Raw genomic sequence first — 18,438 nt, 5'->3', positions numbered from 1 at the left:
ATTTAATTAAGAGCTGTCATTTGCAATATAAGTTGTAATTTAATTCGTATTGCTTGTTTTCTATCTTGATTTGGTTCTTGCCTAACTCTCCAGATGAGCGAAGTGATGCCATGGGGAATTTTGAAGGCTTGATCGTCACATGGCCTGTTTTAACCTCATAAACGAAGCGAGCACCTATTCTGCTGAGGTCCGTTCTTCCACTAACGACACCACATACCGACTCTTTTCCCGCATAACCTTTTACATCTAACGAGCTGAAATCCAGTCCATACTCAGGGTTGAAGTCATTATCACATTTTGCGATAGCACTCTCTTTTGCAATAGAGCCGCCTGACGCCATCAACTTCCATTTGTCACATTCACCAGACTTATAGCGAGATTCTAAGTTCTTTGTTACCGCATCTCTTGCTGCAGAAACAGCATCAGCATTGTTCGCAAAACACGGTGCAGCAATTAAAAGAATCGCAGCCACTAAAAGTTTCTTCATATCCCTATCCCCTTCGATAAATGTGCCAAAAGAGTAGCAGGGATCTGGCAATGAACAAACTGCATTATATCTTCTCCTTCGCCCGACGCGCGGCCTGTTTCTTCAGATATTCATCAGCTACAGACTCGTACTCTTCTCGAGTGAATCCCTTCTGATCGGGGTACTTAGCTGCCAGCAGAAATTGGAACTCTGTCATCGTTAATTTGGATGCTTCATCACGACTCATTCCGAAGTGACTCCGTGCAGCGCTGATATAATCGAATGCACTGAACGAATTGGTTGTTTCTCCGGTCTCATGGCGCTGCAATCTTCTTACCTTCGCTTTTCCAACAACGCCGTGCTGTAGTAAGTGCTGCGCCATGACAATGATGTCATTTCGTGGCATTTGACCTGGTCGATACACCACACAAGATCTCCACCCCTTCCATTCTCCGATCATTGGCGCTAAATCATCCTGACAACAGGCCTGAATAACCCTCATTGATGTAGAAAGCATTTTCTCTGCCACGCGGTATAGCGAAGATGAAAGCCAATCAGGAAGTCTCCCAAAAGCACTCGCATATCCGGTAAGAAACCCGCTCAGTTCACTTCCATGGACAATGGCGTATGCCTCAACAATTTCATTAGGATTTCCAATGCGCGTCATGGCTTCAAATGATGGGCTTAATAAATAATCCTTTCCCCCGTCTCGACTATCACTAATCGAAACTTCTCCTATATCAATTAATGCTGTCATGACTCATTCCAGTGAACGGTTATTATCAAGGGCAGCACAGCCACCCTTTGTAATAGCTGCTAGCTGACGGTTACGGTGCATGCCGCAGAGGTGATTTTCTGCGCCGGCAGTGATGCATCAGTTACCTCGCAGGTATAAACACCTGCATCTCCAGATGCCGCACTGGCTTTGTTAAAAGTAGCCGTAGTCTGCCCGCTGACAGCTGATCCATCCTTTTTCCAGACGTAGGTGTATGGAGTGACACCACCTGAGGCAACAACCGACATATTCAGCGCAGAACCAGTTGCAACTGACTTTGTGGGCGTCAAATCTGTGGTGAAGGCTAAAGCATCAGCGGCATTCACTTCGATTGTGCTTGCATCGCCAACCTTGAACTCAGTAGAGAAAGTAACGATATCGTTAGTCCCACCATCTGAGCTCAGCGCTGTGATGTTCATATACCCAACAAACTCAACAGGGCCGTAATCCATGCGCACCCAAATACCTGGCTGACGCTTAGCTTTAAGCTCACCGGCAAAATATTCGATGAACTTGCCGACACCGTACTGATCCAGTTTGTCTTTCTTGCGAACCTCACCTTCAAACGAGATGGTGAAATCACTGTTGGTGATGATGGTTTCAACGTAACCGCCGCCATCATCTGCGTCAGACGTGACAGTGTTTGGGTTGAAGTCGAAGCCCTTGGATGTGCCAGCGGCCAACGCTTTCCATTCGGATTCTGACGGAACTGTATCTGCGCAGCCATCAGCAACCTCAAGAACGACTGCACCGCCGAATAGGCGCTCATTCGAATTTTGGCAATTAGCCATTTGTGATTCCTCTTTCGTATAAAAAAGAAAACCCGCCGAAGCGGGTGATTTAATATGTTTCTGGCTATTCGCCGTAAGTGCATGAGAACTGCAAACGAAATACAATCCGACCTTCGTCAGTTAGCACTGGTGCTGGTATGGCCCCCATGTTTTGAATATATCCGACACATTCATCAGCCATTGGATGCTGTTGGATGTAGTCAATAATGCGTTGTACTGCCAGAGCAGCCTCGTTTCGTTTCGTCCTAGCACCCACGACATCGACCAAAACGTAATGCTCTGCGCCTAGGTCGTTACGAATCGCTGATCCACCGTTAGACCTGAAAACCATTACAGCCTTTGATGGGTCTTTTGGATCGTCGAACATTAGCAACTGGTCAGTAAACCCATCCGTTAGTCCCGCATTGACAAACATATTCCTGACACGTTCATACATCATTGGGATCATAACGAGAGCTCCTTTAACATCACCTTATCGATGGCCTCTCTCTCCTCATCAAACCCTTTGCTCAGGAATTGCGGTTCGGCGTGAGGGTCCCAGTAATTTCCTTTTTCCGTTCCGCCGCCAAATGATTTACCTTCTCGTGTTTTACCAAAGTGCGCACGAGGTTGACCTTTTAACTTGCCTGACATCTCGTGAACATAAGCAGCATAGTTTGCAGAGTACCCAACCCGCCCAGTAATCAGCAAGCCACTAAAGTCCATTTCTCTAAACTGAGAGTTGATAAGGGTAGATGTATCAATGGGCGTGTAATATGCCGCTCGGGCTGAACCAAGAATAAGCGCTGATTGAATCGCTCTAACGGCCTTGCGCCCCTTAACGTCATTAATCAAATCGTTGAGGTTCTTTTTGGCGTTAGATATTCCCTTCACCTTGAGTCCCATGGCTATACACCTGTGATTAATGCGTAATCATCGGCTAACCGCTCAAAGGTATCTGCGTATCTAATTACCTGTCTAATTTCGTCAGCACCAGCCGCTACAGGGTCTAATTCTGCCGATTCACCAAATAACAAGTAATCTCCAGCGGTGGCTGATGAATACTCAGTCCATATCGTATTTTTAACGACGATTTCTGAGCCTAGGCTGCCAATGCGCTTACTCAGCCCGCTCTCGTAATCACACATGATGATTTCTGGAGCAGACCAGCCAAGCGGATCGCCATAATCGTCAGTTCCGATGCTACGCCAGATTGTTGCTTGTGCGGTATAGCTCCAGTTGGCTGTCGCTGTCATTCTCGCCACCTCTCAACTTTCGCGCCGCTATCACGAATGCGCTTGCAGCTAATCACCCACTCACCGGAGCTATTCACGTAGCCGGTGGTTTCACGTCCGGTATCGGTGCGAACCCATACACGAGAGAATGGTTTCGGACTGCGTTCTGTTACGTCAATCCACGCCATCATCAACCCCCGACAACCATGAATAGGCCAACGCTGTTACCTGCACTAATCGGTAGCTCACTGGTGCATCCGCTGGTATCGAGTTTCGCCAGCGAGTCTCGCAGCCAGGTGATACTGTCATCACCATACTCAAAGGAACGGGACGCACCAGACGGAGCACCCTGCGATTTAATACGGCGTGCACCAGACGATGTAGCCATTAATGCAGCTGCATACATCAGGATGAGTTTTGCGGAGCAATCGTCATATCCAGCACCATTGAGGCAAGGAATAATCTTGTTTACGACGCATAGAATCGGCTCCAGCAGAGCTGATGGTATGGAATAACCCAACTCACCGAGAAACTGTTGCACGTCTGCCTCTGTAATTGGGTTAACCATATTTATTTACCCTTCTTCGATTTGGTAGTGGCTGGCTGCTCTGGCTGCTCTGGCTGCTCTGGCTGCTCTGGCTGCTCTGGCTGCTCTGGCTGCTCTGGCTGCTCTGGCTGCTCTGGCTGCTCTGGCTGCTCTGCAGAATTATCGCCTGGCGTCGCTACTTCCAACTCCTGCGTACCAACTTCAGCCATGATAGATACTCGACCAGCGAACGCTGCCGGTACATCTACAGCGACGAACTCGTGACCAACCGGAAGTTGCTGAAAAACACCATCAATCACTCCCCAGCAGCCAGCTTTCTCGACTTTTAACTTTTTCATGATCTCTCCCGTAGAAAAGGGGCCGAAGCCCCTTAACCCTGTGCGTTGAATACTTTCGAGCGGCCATTAAAATCGCGCTTAATCTGCAGACCGACAGCACTCCAAACCAGAGTGTTGTAGTTATCGAACGGATTTTGGCGCGGGATCATGAAGGTGCCCACTGGGGCCGCAATGCGTGTTTTGATGTACTGAGAGTTGCGCACATACGCAATGAAGTGGTTGCCAGTCAGCTTGAAGGTCTGGTTAACAGACTCAATACGGCCGTAACGCAGGATATACTCCAGCACTGTGCCTTCTTTAAAGCCAGCAGCGTCAGAATATGGCTTGTTCAGGTTACGCATGATGTCAGGAGAGGCCCATAACTTAACCTTTTCCTGTACGTAATTGTCATCAAGCAACTTAGCAAACGGACCAGTGAAGAATGCGACGGTTTGATCAGGCGTTGAAGTGGTTAGGTCGATGTTCAGGCCGGATGCGCTTAAATCCACTTGATTGGTATTAGCATGGTTGATAATACCCGCGCCGACGTAACCTTTCACCTTCACCTTAGCGTCACCCGACAACATATAATCAGCCATGTCCTCACGGATGGCGGCAACATGCGCCTCCTGATCATCAGCCATAGCGTCTAGGTTCTCTGACTGCATGCCGTTCCACTCACGCCATTCACGGCTATATCCAGTGTTGAAGATTGGAATTGGGTCGCCAGCTTCATCGTAGATGACTTTATCCAACTCTTCCGGAACGTGACCGGTGAGGGTACGGTGAACCTTACCAGCATCACTTGATACTCGGTACAGGGCGGCGGTCTTACCGATGGAGATCGGCGTACCAAGACCCAACAGGTCATCTAGCAAACCATTACCTTCGTCGTTACGGAATACGCGGGTAGTGATATTGTCCACTTCGCGCCAGTAATCTTTGGAGATCAGCGCCGATTGGTTAACCTCCAATGCACCACCGTACTGTGCAGAAATGTTTTTCTGATTAACGTTGAAGGACTCGCGCTGCATCAGCAGCTGATTCCACGCCTGTTTCACCTGGTTATATTCGGTGACCAACTTCTTATTGAATACGATCATGCGGTTGCTTTCCCTGATTTGCGAACTTTAACAAGCTGAACTTCAGCGCCAACAGTGATTTTTTCGCGTGAGTAAAAGAGGACAACATCAGTGTCTGGAGCAGCTGATTTCTTGAGTGTGCCGTCACCAGCAGATACTAAGCCTTCGTTCTCCAGCAGTACCTCGCCGGCCTTAACTCTCATGTGATAATCAACATCGTCTTCACACATGATTGCTGCGCCAGTGTCACCGGCAGGAACGGCATCACGAATATCGCCACCACCGATATAGTTATGCTGAAGTGCCAGAGCAACGCCTGCTCCACCGGCAGTAGAGTGAACTGCCAACTTCCCAGTGCTGTCTAGCATCACAAGAGAACCAGGCATAACATCAGCAGCCATGATTGCTTCAATGACCTGCGGGTCATTCTTACGGGCGGGGCCCGCGATTACGGTATGGAAACGAGGAGCGAGTGCCATTATTCAGGTGCCTCCATGGTGAGAATATCGCTTTGTGCACTGTTACCCTGAAAAGCAGGGTTAAGACCGGTGCTGGTCTGGCACTGTGAATACATGTCGTTCAGCGCATCGCCTGAAAGCGAGTTGATCGCAGATTCGGTCATGAATGGGAATTTCGTCTTTACCGCTTCACGCTTCGTTTTTAGGTCTTTTTCGGCGTTGGCCTGCAATTGAGTTTTCAGGGTGCTGATCTCCTCGGTCAGTGGTTTCAACGCCAGATTGACAGCCGCGGTAATAGCTTCAGAGTTAATCTGAGGCTGACCTGGGTCACCACCACCTTCTTTCTTCAGCGCTTGCTGGTTATAGGCGTCCCAGACCTGATCGTCGGTCAGCCCCTCGGTTTTAACGCCTGCGGCATTGAGCGCGGCGATCATCTTTTCTTTCATCGGGTTTAGTTCCTTATTTGTGGTTTTTACTTCTTCGTACTCGGTTGGCTTGCGCACGACTTCTAAGGGATCGCCAACAAGCGTTACAACCTTGTCAGAGATGAGATACTTCTGATCGAAGAGCTTAGGTTTGGTGTTACCTCCATCCTCTTCGTAAACAAAATGGTCAGGCCAGACACTGACGACATAGCGCCACTTCTTGTCGTCCTGCTTGATTGACATACGTAACGCCTGGTAGATATCGTCGAAAGACATCTCTGAAGCGTTACTCATGAAGAACTTAACTTTGTTCCACCATCCGTCTTTCATGCTGTTAGCCGATTCGATTAGGCTCGTCGATTCAACATCTGCCTCTTGTCCGTCAGCGTTCACGAACATCCCCACGCCTTCATCAGGTGTTCCGGCACCAGGCTCATCAAGCAGGATTGCGATGTGGTCGAACTGCATGTTGTGAGCTACCCATGCATATTTCTTCTGCTTCGACTCACCTGATTTTTGCTCTTTGTTCAGCAGCAGTCCGGTGGATACATGAATGGGGTCGGCATTGTTGCCGGTAATCATGTCGTCCAGACGCTGAATAAGGCGCTTACCGTCAGGTTTGGTATCAGCGACAGCTTTGTTGACGTAAACGTCCATCACGACTTTATCGTTGGCTTTGCTTACGTTCTGCGCCCATGCCCCAGCGTAGTAATCGTTGACTGCTTGTGGGTCGTTAGCACTGACGTATTTACCGTTCACCATCGGGTGACCGATCGGCATTAACTTTCGCTCCATCGTCAGGTAACTGTTGTTAATCTCCTCCGCCGGGTACAGGCCACCATTCATCACGATGTCATCGACGATAGGGACCGCACCACGAATGACGTAGTGTTCCTGACCGTTGATGGTTGTCGTTGAGATGTTGGAGGCGTTGATGGCGAGGGATTTAACGTGGATGCTGGATAGCTTCACGTGGCGTCCTCTTATCGGTTTTTGGGTGGTGGCATCACTTTGCCTAATGAGGTTGTTTTACTCGGTTGATACCCGCTCAATGGTGCTGGCCGGCAGCGTTCGCAAAACCTAGCTGGCGCAGGAATATATTTACCGCAGCGACGGCAGGAGCAAGTTTCAAGAGCTCCTTGACTGGCAGCAATTACGATACCTACCACGATGATCAGTAAAAACAGGGTGATGACTGCGATCATGCGGCCTCCTTAGTTGTCCACTGCTTACGCTCTGCTGCCAACTTATCAGCCAAACCTTCATTGAAGATGCTGCCGTCGTCGTTTAGCAGAACCGGAATCTGGCTGCAGTAGCAGTTATACCGGTTGCCGTTCTCGGCGTAGAAGTCTCGCACCTCTTCAGTGGTGTAGACTTTTCCATGGCGACTGGCGTGCCAGGAGCGCGTAGTTGGTTTAAGCGCTGACAGCCACAGCAGCCCAGTATTAAGACCTAGCCGGTCAGCAGCCCAGTCTGTTTCATTCCATTGGGCCTCTCGCAGCGCACCAACCTGCTCAGTCTGAGCGATGGTCTTGGCCTTCGACATACTGACATCGAGACGCTTGCTGATAACGCTGGCCGTCTCGCGAGGATTCACGCCGCGAGCCACTGCGTCGGTGATGATGTTGATCAGGTCGCCGCGAGCTGTATCGCTGATGACTTTCCAGTCACTGAACGTTGTCAGCCTTGCCGCTGCAATCTGGTTTAGATAACCAGGGCTGTTTAAAAGTTGCTGTAACGTCGTCTGGCTGGCGTATACCTGCGACTGCTGCGAGAGGTTGTTGAATGCCTCCAGTGTGCCGCGCTGTGCTTCTACGGCGACGAAATCCATCGCCCATAGGTTTTGTTCTCCGCCATCCAGCAGGTAATCGTCGAGAATGCCCTGCACAGCCTCTAGCAGGTCAGCCAGCTCTTGCGCCGACATGTCGTAGATGAACTTGCCAGCGTTGACTTGGTAGAGCCGCATATCCTCGCCGTTATCGTGGCAAAGAAAGTGCCAGTTATGGCTATTTACCTCTCGCTCTCGCCCGGTCAGGCGCTGGTCGAACAAAGCTTTCAGCGAGCGCTTGATGCCGAGATACCTTTCCTCGATATCACGAAACATTGCATTCACTTGCTTCGCCGAGCGCGTAGGGTCAACCTTACTGCGCGGAACTATCGGTAGCCCCACCTTTGCCGTCTGTTCTGGTGTCATCGGCCAGTGGATCATCGGTTGTCACCTTCTCATAAGGTTTCTGTGGCTCTTGCGGATCAGGCAGTGGGTCAAGCCCAACAATCTCGCGCAGCTCATTGGCCGTGAATGGTGGTTCACCACCATAGAAGCCAGATGTTTTCTGCACGATGTCGGCAAGCTTAGAAGCATTCTCGATTTTCTCTTTCTCGCCGGGTGCTAGCAGGTCGCTCCATGAGATGGTTACCTCGCCTTTTGTCGGTGGTTCAATAACTCCCAGCGTCCATAAGCGTTCAAGCAGTGCAGTGATGCGGTCAGTCAGGAAGCCATTGCGGCGAGTATTACGACGAATTGCCCAGTCTGTTTTATCCTCGTCGCTAGCCAGTCGCCCGGTCTGCTGACCGAACAGAATTGTGAACGGGATTTGTACTGATGCCGCCAACTCGTTCGCGGTGACTTCCCACGTCGGTCCCGGATCACCAGGTGTCACACTCAGAACGTGCATTTGTCCAGCCTGCATAACTGCTGCAGCGTCGGTGCCTCGGTTAAGTTTGTTAACCTTGTCGCCCATTGCTTCGCCGAGGTCGGCATATCCAGCTTTCTTAGCCTGGTCAGCCAGCGTGTTCATGTCGGTTTCTTTGCTGAACTCAACGGCAATCTGACGACTAGCGTTCTTAAGGAAGCCTTCTGCCCCACCTCCTGATACTTTCTCAAGGTCGAGGCCTTTGTTGTAGCCAGCTTCAAGCAGAGGGATGCCAGACAGGACATTGTCATCCTCGGATCCTTCACAGAACAGAATTACGCGGCTCGGGTGTACCGGCTCCCCTCGCATCGGCCCAACGAAAGCCTCATCACCAACCGGCTGCTCGTTGAAGTTGAACATATTGGGTTGACCGAACGTTTCAGACTGCCTGTCATTATCCCACTCAGCGACGGTTAGCTGCGGCTCCCATACTGGAATAAGCTTAACGAGAGCGGCCTCCCCCAGGCTTTTAACCAAGGCCGTGTTAACTTCCTGATCCCAGTCACGATTATCTTTAACCTGCAGAAGCAACGCAGAATAGCGCCCAACCATGTTGCGGCGATCGGCGTCCTTCACCTTTGGCCACCACTTCTTCATAAATTTGGTAACGTTCTTTTCCCAGGCGTTTGTTTTTTCAGCCTCCTGAGCTTCGTCACCATCAACGATGATTGGATAATCTTGCCAGCAACCATCAAGTAGACGATGCACCACAGCGAAACCAGCAGCGTTGCGGCGGTACATGTTGTAGAAGTCGTTGAAGGTTATCGTGCGCGGATATCCAAATTCATGGTAAAGCGTCGGGCGCTTTGTATTACCACCACCAATTCCGATGGAATTAAGGTAGTTAGCTCGCCGCATTTCAGTGGCGAGGTTGTTCACAGCCATCTGAAGGCCGTTATTTTGTTCGCTCACTGGCGATGCTCCTTAAAAGAATACTGTGCCGATCTGCTTGCGGTTGTTCTTCGCTACTGCGAAATAACGGAATCCGTCGGAACCGTGTGATGTGAAGTCATGAAGTGGTTTATCTTTCCAGCATCCGCGCTTGTCATCCCACTCTTTGCGGTAACCTTCCAGATGAGATATGCCTTCAGAGCACTTATCTTCATCGAAAACGCAGCGCGGTAGAATTTCACGGACTGATTCAATGCCGGTATCAACACCAACTTTTGGCACGACTCTGAATGTCATCGTGTACATCTGCCCGTCAATCTCATAGCCCTCTCTGGCCAGCTCGCGGCGAGACTTCGCGTCAGACCCAAACTCACGGTTATCTATGTCATGCGGTCCCCAGTGTTCGCCGTACTCGTAGCCTTTATCCTTCAGCACCTTCATGTAGTGCCTCAGACCCTCACCAGAGTTCTCGTAGTAGTCGATGACATGAAACTCTTCACCAACTTCACGCACGAACCAGATTGCCGTGGAGTCGCCCACGCCGATATCCCAGAACGTGTGAACCGGTAGGTGTGAGTTGTCTGGTAGCTTGCCGATTCGGCCATTCTCGTACAGCCAGCGGAATTGTTTGGCGTAATACGCGCCTTCAACTGACTGTTGGAATGCTTCAGGGGGTATCGAAGGATATTCACGCTTCATGTCGTCGCCGAGCGTTTTCTCTTTCGCGAGATACCACGCCTTCTGGCGCTCATTCAGCACTATTCCGTACTTACCCTGTAGCTCAGCAAAGTATTCGCAGAGCCGTTCTGGTAGTTGCTCTACTGGGTCGATGGCATAGAGTGGATTCTTCCACCATGAGAAGAAGAAGAACTTCCAGTCGAGGTTAGATAATGCTTTCTTCTGTATCGCCGCTTTCTCTGCCGTCTGGCAGTAGTCAAAGAAGTAACCAGCGCGCCCCTCGGCGGTGCTCTCGATTGTCGTGAAACAATCAGTGGATACCGCTTCAAACGCACCAGTGACAATCTCACGAGCCTTGTCTGGATACTTAGCGCATATCTTCCCGAACTCGGAAACATGTAGGTAGCGCAGTGTGCCGCCACGGAATGATGTGCTTACGTAGACTGACCCGCCATTATTGAACACTAACTCCCCAACAGAGTCATTCTTTGCTGGGTTAGCTTTTCTGATGATCGCTGGGAGGTTGTCATATGCGTATTTCACTTTCTCGCGAAATAGGCGTTTAGCATCATTCAGCGTGTGAGCTATCAGCGCACACTTTGCGGACTCAAACAGCGCCGCATCAAGCTGAACAATACAAACTAGAGTAGTAAATCCTAACTGACGGGCCTTGAGGATGATGTTGCGCGTGTGCATCCCATCAAAATACTCAAGCTGCTCAGGCGTCATCCTGAACTTAATTTTCTTACCACTCTTATCGGTGATGTAATAAAGATTGTTTAATCGCCAGAACCTATTTTTAAGGTTCTTTTTCATCTCCGCAAAACGCTGACTGATTGCTGACATTTATCACGCCTCTGATGATATCTCCCGCAGAAGCTCAGCCATCTCGTCATCAATGGAGAGTTTGGTTTCTAACTTATCGGAGAAAGCCTGAACGCTGATATGCTTGCCTAACAATTCGAGGTTCTTCACTTTATCAGGCCATTTAATTTTCTTAAGCAGAGAAGGTACATCGCCGGATGACTCAACCACATCAATCCCTGAAAGTGTGGTTCTCCATACCTTGGGCCAATCTTTAATCGGCTTTAGCTCACCGTTTTCAAGCAGAATGTCAGCTACGTCCATCTGATCAATTTCAGCAAGGCGCTTTAGAACGTAAGCAGCATCAATGCCAACCTGTTCGTTACGCTCCTGCTTAAGCTGAATAATACGTTCGGCAATGTTTGGTTTTGTTAGGTTTTCACAACCAGTTGCTCGGGCAGTTTTCTCACTGTACCCCGCACGAATGGCCGCTTGTGTTGCGTTCAAATCAACGAGGTACTCGCGACAAAACATTTCTTGTTTGTCGTTGAGCGCCATGATTACTCCTGAGTTTCTTCCACTACCGGCTTGAATGTGATTTCACTTAACTCATCCGGCTGAATGTATGTCCATGATCCGTCATGTTCTGCAATAGCGAATAGACCGTTAACCAGTCTTGGCTCTTTGGTTGTCATGACGCCTTCGTATGTGGTTCCGTCTTTCTTTGTTGCTTTGACGTTGTACTTATCAGCCATAAGCGAACATTCCTCTGATTTTTGAGTATCCGCCCTCGGGCGCCATGTGAACTAATGCTGCAATATCGTGTGCTCTCAGTGAAAACACACTGTATTGCTCCATGATTCTTCTGCCACGGTTCATGTAACCGCCATGAGAGTCGCGTGGTGGGCGCTCGGCATTGGTCGTTATTGATGTCTCTGTACGCTCGCGGCTAGGAGAGGGACCGGTTATTGCTAATACAGAGATGCTGCGACAACCCTACGCAATTTGATATTCAGATGTTTTCCATTGTTTTTTCATAGTCACGAGGTAAAACTGTCGCCGTTGTAACTATGGAGTAACCATGAAAGCCGTTATCGTTAAGAAAGTAAGAATGCAAACCAGCCCTCAGTTCGTGCTCATCGTTAAGCGCGGTAATTTTTATTGCTTACATGTGATTGGTATTGCGGTCGATTTGGATGCCGGAGATGAACTCTCATCGGATGCTGAACGCCGAGGAGTATGGCGCATGTCTCGCACTGGTGAACTATATCAAGGTAATTTCATACCTAACTTCTCTCTGTCTGAAGCCGAAGAGGCCCTTTGCCAACTTGTTAATAGTTGATTCGCCAGACTCCCCCCGCTTCGCAGAGGTGCTAACTGACTTACGGCTTACCCGTTGTTGCCAGTACTTACCTATCACTGTTATTAAATGGGTTTTCAAATCCCATTTAGGCGAGCCTTTGTGAAATAGGCTCTCTAACTATTTGTATTTGCAGCAAAGCGTAAATTTGCGCTTAGGCTGCCTTGCCTTGTAACTGGCTGGCAGCCCAAAGCCCAGCTATCCACTGAATACCTTTTGGCGTGAATTTCACTTGAGTGAATGCGTGGCCGTTATGCTGGTTCTCGCCCGTCTTAACAGCGAATCGGCCTGCATCAAGGTGCTGTGAGTATGGGGTTAGCTTCCCAGCCAGCTTGTACATGATCCCGTTATCAATCAGGAACAGGCGGAAATCGTTTTCTTTTATCTTCAGAAGTTTTGCTGTCTCTCTAAATCCCATCAGCCCGGATGCTTCAACGTACTGATCAACAAATTCAGCCTTTGGTGCTGCTACTGCTAACTTATTTTCGAGAGCGGCGTTTTGTTCAGCAAGACGAAGCGCCTCCGGCAGTGTCTGCGGGATTTTTACCGGATGGCTTAAGCTCTGCTCCAGTTCCTGCCAGCGATCGACAAGTCTGGCAGTAAATTCAGGTGAAAGCTGAGCGACTACGATGATGCTGTCACGCTTACCTCTTTCACCCTCAAATACATAAACAGCTACCGGTCTGCCTGCCGTTTGCTTTTCCTCAATTTGAGGAGAAGCTATCGTGCCTCTTTCAATGAGGGTTTCAATGGTTCGTTTGACGTTATCATGTCGCTTCTCTACCAGTTCTGAAATCTCAAGACTGGTCATAATTGCTGGGTGATCATTTACTGGATATTGCATGGCGAATACCTTCAAAAAAGAAACCTCTGTTCACCAGAACGCCCATACCCGATCTCACCATGCTTCGATGGAGTTCTCAGAGGTCGCTTTTGTGAAGGGTTTCGGGGTTTACGATGCGCGGTGAAAGCGCGGTGAAATGCAGATGTAAAAAGCCCCGCGAATGCGAGGCTATCAACACAAGATGAAGTCTCGTAAAAACTAATACTAAATAGAATTGCTATAAAAAGTCGCTGGCGGTTTTATCAATCCAACAATAAAACATTAATGATGAACGAGTCTTATTTTAAAATTTCGACTCCATCAATATGCCAGTATGTAGAATAATAAACCCAGTCAATACAAACAGACTTATTTAAAACATAAGACATATTCAGTATTTTAATTATATTCGCGTCAGTAGCTTCATAACTGCCAACGTTTGATTCACTTATTCTGTTCCCTTCCTTATCCACCAGGGTATATCTATAGTCACCCGCGTAGGCGCGTATTTCGGATACATACGCACCACATGCGCGATCAGTAGAATTGTCCGGAGTGACAGTGCTGGCAGCAAATGAAGCCAATGGAGAAAGAGCAATACAGGCAATTAAAATTTTAGCGATTTTCATATCTGACATACCTCTGTTTACTGGATATTTAAGGGCGGGTGGAATAAAAGATTCATTTTATGATTTACCACGTAAAACCATCAGTTTTAACTTGCGGGAGTTATATTAAAAGCTTTTCGAGTTTGACAATAGAAAAGTGGCAACTTTTCTTAGGTTAACTGTCAACAAGTTTTTATCATTGATTTGTATACACAGTAATGCTACTCAATGGCCGGAATAAGTAAGGATTCAAGCCTAATCACATTATCTGAATTATCGTTACGAGACTTATCACTAAAAAAACCAAAGCAGGCACCTACCGTGGGCATGGCACGAAGAACCCACGTAAACCGGTGTATCACGCCATCTGATTGCGAGCCGAAAGCAGAGTTATTCGCATGAGTATCTCTGGCAATATAGCCAGAATTAGGATATACGTCATTTTGCCATTGATAAAAACGGGTTGCACTTTCAATATTCTCCGGGAGAATACGATTTAAAGCTAAATATTCATGAGCCTCTTCCTGAACAGTACGATTTGCAGGACTTATCCGGGCCTCAGGGTTATCCCTTGCATAAGCATCCAGGGATTCCATGCCAGGATAAAAACCTGCATCAGCACGAATACGGTAAAGATAAACCGGTTGATCTGGTGACTGCATGGATAACTGAAGTGCCCGGGCAGTACTCCAGGTGATATCTGAACTTGTGGCAATAAATGCTGAGTCGCGTTCCGAACCTTCAACCTGAATGCATGATCTACCCCCTATATGAGCAAAAACATTTTCATTATTACCCCAACTGGTAAACCCATTTACAAAAATATCGCTGGGTGGTCGGGTATCAAATCTGTATACAAATTTAGGCGGGGCGGCCATTGCAGCTGACTGAATAAGCATTACCGACGCAACAAGAGCCCCCAGCAAAAGCTTTATCGATTTGTACATTATTTCTTCCTCTAAGATGAGTGGATAAAAATCACAACTAATATTTCGTCTGTCCTCCGATTTAAGATTTCAGGGAACACACTGTGTCTTTATGTAATCCTGAAGGTATTTTATTTTTGCCTGGTCGCTGATAATTCCGCCCCTGATACCGAGAACGTTTCGTCCAGCAGCAGGAGAGAGTTCGACGGTGGCATCATGGCCCATGCGGGCGGGGCGGGCGGTTTGGGTTGCGGCGGACATTGGACACTTGCCTCTGACGAGCACCCGGCCACCAGCATCAAGCCTACGGCGTAGAGCGTCAGTTTCAGATTGCGCATCGGCTAACTCCTTTGTGTACTTGGCATCCAGAGCAGCAACGTCGCGCTGCCGGATTGTCATATCAGTGATGGTGGCATTAGCCGTCTTCAGCTCATTAACTTTGTCGTCACGCTGTTTTTTATATTCAGTTGCGTTTGAGTGATAGCAATCGGTTAGAAATGCTAGGGCGGCGATGATAATGATGAATACAGGCGTTAGGTTAATCTTGCTCATTCATCCAATCCCCAGCATGCCAGCGCACTTTCCTGATCGCGTCTTTCCACTTGACCATAACAGCCATTCTTTTGGCCTTTGGTCAGGCGGCAATCACGGCCACCATCTTTAATCCACCAACGGATTGCCTCACAAGCACCTTTCCGATCGCCTGAATTAAGTCGCTTATAGAACGTTGAAGGGAAGCATTTACCGGGGCCGATGTTGTAAGGGCAGAATGATGCAACGCCTGCTTTCTGTGGTTCGGTAAGGGGGGCATGAATATTCCGCTCTACCCAAGCTAATGCCTTGTCGCGTTCTATGGCGTTTACTTGGTCGCATTTGGACTGCGTTAACTTCATTCCCTGAACGACTGGCTTACCATCAACCATCGTTGCCCCACGACATATCGTCCATATGCCACCGCCATCTCGGTACGCCGTTAGGCTGTTTCCTTCTTTCTCATTCAGAAACTGGTCAAGCAATACCGGAGCAGATGCACCTGATACGATGAGGGTAATCACTGCCGCGCTTAATTTATTTCTCAGGGATGGATTCATTACTCACCCCTTGAGGCTTTACGCCTGTCTTCTTTTACCTTGAAGTAGAGATTCGTTAGAAACGTCAGGAGGCCAAATAGCAGGCTTCCAAGAACGCCAAACGCTGCCCACTGTTCAGGTGAGAAGCCATCAAGGAGTTGTTTAAGCCAGAATAAGGCGCTACCGCCTGACGCTCCGTAGGAAATACCTGTTGTGATTTTGTCCATACGTAGCATCGTCTCACCTCCCCGTAGGGTTAGGCGCTGTGTAATTAATTAGGGAATAGCGTCACCCGTCCCCATGCCAGACAAGGAATGTGTGAGTGCGATTGGTTGGTGTGGATGACGCTAAATGCAAAAAGCCCCGAGCTATTAACTCAGGGCTTCGTGGATTGATACTTATCTTTGGTCTAGTTAGATAACTTGAAACTCTAACCGCTTACCGAGTACCCGCATGGCTTTTTGAACCGCATCGATTTTAGTCGCATGCTTCAGATCGAATAGCCGAGTGATCTCTTGTTTCTTCACGCCCATGCGATTAGCCAGCTCGGTTTGCGTCATGCTGGAATCAATAAAAGCATTAAGCATAAGCACTTTTGAGGCCACGCTAAGCGGCACATCAACAAACTCGCCGGTTACTTCACTGGGTAGCGGTACTTTTCGGTTATCTTCAAAATAGAACTCAAACGCTGTAACTAAAGCATCGAGCGCCATTGATAACGCGTCTTCGCGGCTATCGCCCTGCGTGAGTGCCTCCGGTATATCTGGGAAGCTTACGAAGAATCCGCCGCTGTCTGGTTCTAGATTTACGGGATATCGCATATTGTTATGATGAAGCCTGCAAGTACCAGCCCCTTTCGAGGCTGGTTTTATTACAATCCTAACTGCTTAATGATTGCTTTTCTTAGCGGCTCTTTTATCTCAGAACTGGGATGCCTTGGCATTACACTTCGCTTCCCGTTTAGTCTTAGCTTCAAGTGATTCGTACCATTTGAAACCTCAACCCCCTGAGCTTCGAGCCATCTTCGAAACTCGCTTTGCTTCACCACTCCTCCATTCTGTTGAACATGTTATTATAGTAATCATTTATGTTTACTGTGTCAACATTTTTGATTACTACATATCAGAGAAGAGGATTGAATTGATACCGACCTTCCAGCCGGTTAGGGGGGATTGCAGTCAATGAGACGAACTTACCCACTGTGCGATTGTTTTCTGGCGTCGCACCGGTTATCCAGAAAGCAAAAAGGCCAGCGATTAAGCCAGCCTTTCTTGAAATCCACGTTAAACATCTTCACGGATTTCTAGTGTTAGAGCTAGATTATTCTAGTTTAGTGCATTTTGCAAGTAGCAATCGTTGTCGGATTTCAACTTTCTGCAATTCTGCTCGTAACTTTCTTGAGTTGGCTATCAGCAAAACTTTCCTCCTTTTCGATATGGGAAATTAGCTCTTCATAAAATGGCTTTGCTCCACGCTTCCACACATCAAGGGTTAGTGTTGGCGCAAGCACTGATACTGCTCTGAATGCTTTTGTGGTTGGGATGCGTTCATAACCACGGCCTGAGCATTGCTTACAGGTATGTTTTACAGGCACTCCCTGCCGCTCCGTCTCTTCGCGATTAACGGCTTCACCGCGCCCGTTGCACTTACAACATGCCACGGAGACTTCACCCTTTCCGTTGCACTTCTGGCACATCGTATGGGTAATCTCCTCCACATATTTAGGCGGAGTCTTCCCACATCCGGCGTGTTTCATGACCATGGCCTTCGACCTGATAACTCGCGCACCTTTGCAGCAATCGCACTGTTCAGTTCCTGCTGCAGATCGGCAATAGTCTTTGTATGCAAACTTTGCGAGCGTTTGCACGACCTTCACCTTAATATTCATATCAAGCTTGCGTAAGGCGGCAACCTTATCGCAGTGCTTGAGTCCGTATTGAGTGAGTAACTGTACCGAGCGTTTTTTATCGTTTTCGCTGATGTTCATTTTCCCGTTGAAGGCAGCAAATCCGAGTGGCGCTCTACTCTGCACCATCCCCAAAGCGCACATGACATCAGTGTTGGTTAAGGCGTCTGATGCTGTTGCGCGAGGGGAGTCGCTTATCTGAGTAGATTTCGGTGAATGAAATTTGACTGTGCTTTCGATATTCATCGCTTACCCCACCTGTTCTTCCCACTATCACCGCGAGCTGTCATGAATACACCGTTAACTATGGCGTGGTGTTTGGCCTCTTTGTCGTTGAGATATTTTGATATGGTTTCCCTGTTGATGTGTAGGCGTCGTGCTAGCTCGCTCTGATTACCGTATGTATCAACTAACATGTCGGGTATGGTTCGGATGTCAGCATCCATAATGACTCCCACAAGGTTTCAAGCGAATCAATGTATAGGCCGCCGAAGCTGTATCGGATTTCATTGCATACGCATTCGTTGGTGGCACTTGGGAAGAAGTTGAGGAAAAAGGTTTCTGCCTTTTTGCATTCCTCCATTAAATCTTCCGCACTGTTTGG

The 18,438-nt window shown here is 48.4% G+C and carries 29 protein-coding genes; 1 reads left to right on the top strand and 28 read right to left on the bottom strand.

Annotation, left to right across the window (positions count from 1 at the left end; translation table 11 throughout):
* Nucleotides 1–16 precede the first annotated feature (16 nt).
* The 18 genes from BN1044_RS04520 to BN1044_RS04435 all read right to left on the bottom strand — a co-directional run bounded on the left by BN1044_RS04520 (nt 17) and on the right by BN1044_RS04435 (nt 11,896).
* Entirely contained in the window at nt 17–487 is a 471-nt protein-coding gene (locus tag BN1044_RS04520) for a hypothetical protein (RefSeq protein ID WP_043494594.1), read from the bottom strand.
* Between the two features lie 64 nt (nt 488–551).
* Nucleotides 552–1,223 (bottom strand): DUF6246 family protein, encoded by a 672-nt coding sequence (locus BN1044_RS04515; protein ID WP_072307727.1) that lies wholly within the window; start codon nt 1,221–1,223, stop codon nt 552–554.
* A 59-nt stretch (nt 1,224–1,282) separates the two neighbouring features.
* A complete protein-coding gene (locus tag BN1044_RS04510) occupies nt 1,283–2,032 on the bottom strand; it encodes a phage tail tube protein (RefSeq protein WP_072307726.1) in 750 nt (249 codons plus the stop codon).
* Between the two features lie 64 nt (nt 2,033–2,096).
* Entirely contained in the window at nt 2,097–2,480 is a 384-nt protein-coding gene (locus BN1044_RS04505; protein WP_043494603.1) for a phage tail termination protein, read from the bottom strand.
* A complete protein-coding gene (locus BN1044_RS04500) occupies nt 2,477–2,917 on the bottom strand; it encodes a hypothetical protein (RefSeq protein WP_072307725.1) in 441 nt (146 codons plus the stop codon). Before BN1044_RS04500 ends, BN1044_RS04505 begins: the two co-directional genes overlap by 4 nt.
* A 2-nt stretch (nt 2,918–2,919) precedes the next feature.
* Entirely contained in the window at nt 2,920–3,267 is a 348-nt protein-coding gene (locus tag BN1044_RS04495; protein ID WP_072307724.1) for a hypothetical protein, read from the bottom strand.
* Entirely contained in the window at nt 3,264–3,434 is a 171-nt protein-coding gene (locus BN1044_RS04490; protein ID WP_072307723.1) for a 50S ribosomal protein L13, read from the bottom strand. The genes BN1044_RS04495 and BN1044_RS04490 overlap by 4 nt, the downstream gene beginning before the upstream one ends.
* Before the next feature lie 2 nt (nt 3,435–3,436).
* On the bottom strand, nt 3,437–3,814 hold the full coding sequence (locus tag BN1044_RS04485) for a DUF7370 family protein (protein WP_072307722.1): 378 nt from the start codon (nt 3,812–3,814) through the stop codon (nt 3,437–3,439).
* 2 nt (nt 3,815–3,816) lie between these two features.
* Nucleotides 3,817–4,131 (bottom strand): hypothetical protein, encoded by a 315-nt coding sequence (locus BN1044_RS04480; RefSeq protein ID WP_072307721.1) that lies wholly within the window; start codon nt 4,129–4,131, stop codon nt 3,817–3,819.
* A gap of 32 nt (nt 4,132–4,163) precedes the next feature.
* On the bottom strand, nt 4,164–5,213 hold the full coding sequence (locus BN1044_RS04475) for a major capsid protein (protein ID WP_072307720.1): 1,050 nt from the start codon (nt 5,211–5,213) through the stop codon (nt 4,164–4,166).
* Nucleotides 5,210–5,671, bottom strand: coding sequence for a hypothetical protein (locus BN1044_RS04470; protein ID WP_072307719.1), 462 nt, complete (start codon nt 5,669–5,671; stop codon nt 5,210–5,212). The genes BN1044_RS04475 and BN1044_RS04470 overlap by 4 nt, the downstream gene beginning before the upstream one ends.
* The gene (locus BN1044_RS04465) at nt 5,671–7,047 is read right to left on the bottom strand and encodes a DUF2213 domain-containing protein (RefSeq protein ID WP_072307718.1); all 1,377 of its coding nucleotides are present in this window, start codon (nt 7,045–7,047) and stop codon (nt 5,671–5,673) included. Before BN1044_RS04465 ends, BN1044_RS04470 begins: the two co-directional genes overlap by 1 nt.
* An 11-nt stretch (nt 7,048–7,058) precedes the next feature.
* On the bottom strand, nt 7,059–7,280 hold the full coding sequence (locus BN1044_RS04460) for a hypothetical protein (protein ID WP_072307717.1): 222 nt from the start codon (nt 7,278–7,280) through the stop codon (nt 7,059–7,061).
* Nucleotides 7,277–8,284, bottom strand: a complete 1,008-nt coding sequence (locus BN1044_RS04455) for a phage minor head protein (protein WP_072307716.1) — start codon at nt 8,282–8,284, stop codon at nt 7,277–7,279. Before BN1044_RS04455 ends, BN1044_RS04460 begins: the two co-directional genes overlap by 4 nt.
* On the bottom strand, nt 8,217–9,680 hold the full coding sequence (locus BN1044_RS04450) for a DUF1073 domain-containing protein (protein ID WP_072307715.1): 1,464 nt from the start codon (nt 9,678–9,680) through the stop codon (nt 8,217–8,219). Before BN1044_RS04450 ends, BN1044_RS04455 begins: the two co-directional genes overlap by 68 nt.
* A gap of 12 nt (nt 9,681–9,692) precedes the next feature.
* Complete coding sequence (locus tag BN1044_RS04445) at nt 9,693–11,153, bottom strand: terminase (RefSeq protein ID WP_072307735.1); 1,461 nt, start codon at nt 11,151–11,153, stop codon at nt 9,693–9,695.
* Between the two features lie 33 nt (nt 11,154–11,186).
* Entirely contained in the window at nt 11,187–11,699 is a 513-nt protein-coding gene (locus tag BN1044_RS04440) for a terminase small subunit (RefSeq protein ID WP_072307714.1), read from the bottom strand.
* A 2-nt stretch (nt 11,700–11,701) separates the two neighbouring features.
* A complete protein-coding gene (locus tag BN1044_RS04435) occupies nt 11,702–11,896 on the bottom strand; it encodes a hypothetical protein (protein ID WP_008813116.1) in 195 nt (64 codons plus the stop codon).
* Between the two features lie 326 nt (nt 11,897–12,222).
* On the opposite strand from BN1044_RS04435, the gene BN1044_RS04430 reads away from it, so the two are divergent.
* The gene (locus BN1044_RS04430; RefSeq protein WP_072307713.1) at nt 12,223–12,483 is read left to right on the top strand and encodes a hypothetical protein; all 261 of its coding nucleotides are present in this window, start codon (nt 12,223–12,225) and stop codon (nt 12,481–12,483) included.
* 172 nt (nt 12,484–12,655) lie between these two features.
* Here BN1044_RS04430 and BN1044_RS04425 read toward each other — a convergent pair whose 3' ends face one another.
* The 10 genes from BN1044_RS04425 to BN1044_RS04380 all read right to left on the bottom strand — a co-directional run bounded on the left by BN1044_RS04425 (nt 12,656) and on the right by BN1044_RS04380 (nt 18,280).
* The gene (locus BN1044_RS04425; protein WP_072307712.1) at nt 12,656–13,345 is read right to left on the bottom strand and encodes a phage antirepressor KilAC domain-containing protein; all 690 of its coding nucleotides are present in this window, start codon (nt 13,343–13,345) and stop codon (nt 12,656–12,658) included.
* 278 nt (nt 13,346–13,623) lie between these two features.
* The gene (locus BN1044_RS04420; RefSeq protein ID WP_072307711.1) at nt 13,624–13,953 is read right to left on the bottom strand and encodes a hypothetical protein; all 330 of its coding nucleotides are present in this window, start codon (nt 13,951–13,953) and stop codon (nt 13,624–13,626) included.
* A gap of 200 nt (nt 13,954–14,153) precedes the next feature.
* Entirely contained in the window at nt 14,154–14,879 is a 726-nt protein-coding gene (locus BN1044_RS04415; protein WP_072307710.1) for a scabin-related ADP-ribosyltransferase, read from the bottom strand.
* A 69-nt stretch (nt 14,880–14,948) separates the two neighbouring features.
* Complete coding sequence (locus BN1044_RS23295) at nt 14,949–15,410, bottom strand: lysis protein (protein WP_072307709.1); 462 nt, start codon at nt 15,408–15,410, stop codon at nt 14,949–14,951.
* A complete protein-coding gene (locus BN1044_RS04405) occupies nt 15,407–15,949 on the bottom strand; it encodes a lysozyme (protein WP_072307708.1) in 543 nt (180 codons plus the stop codon). Before BN1044_RS04405 ends, BN1044_RS23295 begins: the two co-directional genes overlap by 4 nt.
* Nucleotides 15,949–16,164 (bottom strand): class II holin family protein, encoded by a 216-nt coding sequence (locus BN1044_RS04400; protein WP_004094663.1) that lies wholly within the window; start codon nt 16,162–16,164, stop codon nt 15,949–15,951. The genes BN1044_RS04405 and BN1044_RS04400 overlap by 1 nt, the downstream gene beginning before the upstream one ends.
* A 177-nt stretch (nt 16,165–16,341) precedes the next feature.
* The gene (locus tag BN1044_RS04395; RefSeq protein WP_072307707.1) at nt 16,342–16,749 is read right to left on the bottom strand and encodes a type II toxin-antitoxin system HicB family antitoxin; all 408 of its coding nucleotides are present in this window, start codon (nt 16,747–16,749) and stop codon (nt 16,342–16,344) included.
* Between the two features lie 50 nt (nt 16,750–16,799).
* A complete protein-coding gene (locus BN1044_RS04390) occupies nt 16,800–16,973 on the bottom strand; it encodes a type II toxin-antitoxin system HicA family toxin (protein ID WP_061059845.1) in 174 nt (57 codons plus the stop codon).
* A 321-nt stretch (nt 16,974–17,294) separates the two neighbouring features.
* Complete coding sequence (locus tag BN1044_RS04385) at nt 17,295–18,080, bottom strand: antitermination protein (protein ID WP_072307706.1); 786 nt, start codon at nt 18,078–18,080, stop codon at nt 17,295–17,297.
* Entirely contained in the window at nt 18,077–18,280 is a 204-nt protein-coding gene (locus tag BN1044_RS04380) for a protein ninH (RefSeq protein ID WP_072307705.1), read from the bottom strand. Before BN1044_RS04380 ends, BN1044_RS04385 begins: the two co-directional genes overlap by 4 nt.
* Nucleotides 18,281–18,438 lie beyond the last annotated feature (158 nt).

This window comes from Hafnia alvei (assembly GCF_900095695.1).
GTDB lineage: Bacteria > Pseudomonadota > Gammaproteobacteria > Enterobacterales > Enterobacteriaceae > Hafnia > Hafnia alvei_B.
Note: the sequence above shows the minus strand (reverse complement) of the source record. Positions and strands in the feature narration are given on the sequence as shown.